Genomic DNA, 3197 nt, shown 5'->3' on the forward strand with positions numbered 1-3197 from the left:
GCTGCCAGAAGCAGGCATTCAGACGTCAATGTAGTTAAAAACGACAATCTGAATGATTTTTAGTACTATCTAGATTATGGAAGTCGCCAACCAAATCTTTTTTATTGTTTTCGGTCTAATTACCTTAGCCATTGTGCTTAGTGCAATTCCGCAATTTCAGTCTTCGAGGGTAGACTGGCCTAGCATCTATTGGCCATTAAGCACCGGCTTTTATGCTTTGAGTGCCTTAAGTTTTGGTCTTGCCTTATGGGTCAATAAGTTTCTCCTAACGATAGCCAATACTTCATTATTGATGTCGTCTATAGCCCTTATTTGTTTGTATCGGTCTTGGAACGGAAAACCATTTAATAAAATACAGACTCTATTGATTTGGCTCCTACCCCTGGGGATTGCCATTCTTTATGAACCACTAAGAACGGCGCCAAATACATTCCACCAACGCGTTGCTTTGATCACTCTTACTCTAGAAGCATTAATCGTCTGGCAATTATTGGAATTAATAAAATTTTATAAAAAAGAGGGCTCAAAGATTGTTGGTTGGCTTGCCGTGATAACTTTATTCACGCTGATGGGAAATGTTGTTAGGACCTATCAGATTTTGAGTGGAGACGGACCAACAAATATTTTCCTTTACACCGAAGAACCTTTTGGTTTAGCTCTGCGATGGCTTACTTATGCCAATAACATTATTGCCTTTGTCGGATTGGGTGTCTTTTATCTACAAAAACAGATCAGCAAGGAAAATAAAGGTGCCAATGATTTAGCAAATTCTAAAGATGAAAATCAAAAAATTACCGATCTCCTCAAAGAAAAAGAGCGTCTGATCTATGGTCTGATGAAGGCCAATAAAACAGCAGCTACTGGTGCCTTATCAGTATCGATTGCTCACGAACTCAATCAACCTCTTGGAGCATCAAACCTTAATATCCAGTTTCTTAAAATGAAATTGGAAAAAGGTGTCATCAATCCTGAGCTTGGTAAAGAGATTTTGAATTCCTTAGAAGAAGACAATAAGAGAGCAGCTACGATTGTGAGGTCTTTAAGGTCAATCTTCACTGATGGTGAGGCCAATGCCCAAGAAGCTCAATTGGGTGATTTGATATCAAAAGTTCTAGATATTGTTAAGCCAGAGCTTAAGAGTAAGAATATTCAAATCCAGCTAAGAGTTGATGAGGACTTGGTAATTAAGGTCAATTCAGCAGAAATTGAACAAGTCATATTAAATCTGCTAAATAACGCGATTCAGGCTTTGGCTAACTCCGGTACGCTACAGCGTCGTATTGCTATAGAGGCGTATAAAGCTGGCAACTCAGTTCAATTGAGTATTTCTGACAATGGCACAGGTGTTGCCCCTGAGTTCAAGCCCCAGCTTTTTGAGCTATTGAGTACCACCAAGCAGGCTGGTATGGGACTAGGCCTCTGGCTTTGTAAGCATATCGTCACTAGATATAGCGGCTCGATCCATTACGAAGATATGATTGGTGGCGGCGCTAGGTTTGTTTTGGAATTTCCCCCCCCCCCGCTAATTGGCCTTAGGGCTAATTGACTAGGGCTCTTGCGGGGGCGACTATAGCACCCTAGATGTATTTAGGGTCTTATGAACTTAGCAGAAATTCAATCTTTTAGGCAGATCGGTAGACGTCTTCGCAATAAGCGTGAGGCGCGTGGATTGACTTTGCCTGCGATTGCGGGATCTTGTGGAATGACCATTTCTGAATTAGTTCACATTGAAAATGGCGAATTGCTGGGATTTAAACAAGCCCTAAAAGATGCTTTAAGTAATGCCGAGGCCTATGCCAAGGCTTTGGATGTTGAGTTGGATGATGTGGGGGGGCAGCATTCTGGGATAACAACAATAAATGCTAAAAATGATGAGGCCTTTATTCCAGTGTTTTTAAGAAAAAAATAATTAGTTCGGCTTACCCGCTCCTTACGGGTTTAACCACTTTGAGTGAAAACTGAAAGTGGTTTTTTATTGCCCAAATTCTGATACTTACTATTTTCTAGAAGATCTTGACTGGTAGCGTCCTAGTGCCAGAAGGGCGGTTCTAGAGCTCAATTGGCTTAATTTTTAATATTAAGCTTGGCAGGCTTAGCTGGACTGATGTCAGCATGAGAAATAATCTGCCAACCTGAAGCGTTCTTTTGCCAGACGTCAAGGCGTCCGGGCGGCTTATTAGACTGCTCAACCCCATAAACAGCTTCATTTGCTATGGTGGTTATATAGGAAATTACTAAAACATTGTCGGACTGAAGCACTTTGAAGTCGCTCAAAGCATATTTACCCAAGGTCAAGTTTTTAACTATGGAAATGAATTTTTCACGACCCACTATTCCCGAGCTTCCAATGCTTTGAAAGCTTGGTGAAATAGCCTTTTCGACTGCGCTAATATTTTTGGATTGCATATTCTCCCACCATAAACGGGTGAGATTTTCTCCCTGCATTTGAGGGCTTTCTTTTTGCTGGGCCAAGACTAAAGTTGAGGTCGATAATCCAATCACAACAATGAAGCAACTAAATAAAATCTTAAGAAAAGTATTTTGCATGATTGCTGCTCCTCGTATATCTCAATAAGAGATTGATCAGAAAGAATAGTCTTTCAACTCAAATCTTACTCTCTTACCTAGGGTTTTAAACCGCAATATCGTTTTATATCTATCAATCTAAATTCAGTAGCTCACATCCTCATTTCAAGCGCCCAGTAAGCTCTTTATAGTTTTAAATGATCAGAGGATTTCATAGTCCTAGAAAGACAAAACTCCTGCTATCGCCAGTGAAGGTTTTTATTGCTAAAGGATTGGGTAAAGTCAGCTGGATTTAAATAGAAAATAGAAGCTAGCTGGAGAGATTTTTGTCTTCAAATTGACCTAATAAAAATCAAAATTTTCGAGAAAAATTTTATAAAAAAAGTAATTTTTAGACTGAAATTGAAATGCAAAATCATCACATGCGATTGATCAAAGAGGTACGTTCATTAGTCAAAAATTTACTTTATTTTTTTAGGGCTTTTATAGTATTTATAAAGTTCATGCTTTTTAGAGGGGAAAGCGCTTAATTTTGCATCTTCCAAGATGTTAGCCCTACGGCTAATACTAATAAGTATAAGGGTTTGGGAAAATTCAGCTTCCGGAAACATCTAGAGTCTGAAGTGAATAAAAGCCTTAATGGGAGCTCGCTACTCTCGTTAAAAACATCG

3 protein-coding genes are annotated in these 3197 nt (G+C 39.3%); 2 read left to right on the forward strand and 1 reads right to left on the reverse strand.

Translation table 11 applies throughout. The features are described from left to right. Positions 1 to 76 precede the first annotated feature (76 nt). The gene (locus ICN29_RS09430) at positions 77 to 1546 is read left to right on the forward strand and encodes a sensor histidine kinase (protein ID WP_216132588.1); all 1470 of its coding nucleotides are present in this window, start codon (positions 77 to 79) and stop codon (positions 1544 to 1546) included. Positions 1547 to 1597: 51 nt separating this feature from the next. Continuing rightward, positions 1598 to 1909: a helix-turn-helix domain-containing protein gene (locus ICN29_RS09435; protein WP_216132590.1), complete on the forward strand. Its 312-nt coding sequence runs from the start codon at positions 1598 to 1600 to the stop codon at positions 1907 to 1909. 155 nt (positions 1910 to 2064) lie between these two features. On the opposite strand, the gene ICN29_RS09440 is transcribed toward ICN29_RS09435, so the two are convergent. Beyond that, positions 2065 to 2547: a nuclear transport factor 2 family protein gene (locus ICN29_RS09440; RefSeq protein WP_216132592.1), complete on the reverse strand. Its 483-nt coding sequence runs from the start codon at positions 2545 to 2547 to the stop codon at positions 2065 to 2067. Positions 2548 to 3197 lie beyond the last annotated feature (650 nt).

It is taken from the genome of Polynucleobacter nymphae, assembly GCF_018882155.1.
Taxonomy (GTDB): Bacteria; Pseudomonadota; Gammaproteobacteria; order Burkholderiales; family Burkholderiaceae; genus Polynucleobacter; species Polynucleobacter nymphae.

Coding starts and splice junctions, on each gene's coding strand:
- ICN29_RS09430 (WP_216132588.1), top strand. CDS start 77: ATGGAAGTCGCCAACCAAATCTTTTTTATTGTTTTCGGTCTAATTACC.
- ICN29_RS09435 (WP_216132590.1), top strand. CDS start 1,598: ATGAACTTAGCAGAAATTCAATCTTTTAGGCAGATCGGTAGACGTCTT.
- ICN29_RS09440 (WP_216132592.1), bottom strand. CDS start 2,547: ATGCAAAATACTTTTCTTAAGATTTTATTTAGTTGCTTCATTGTTGTG.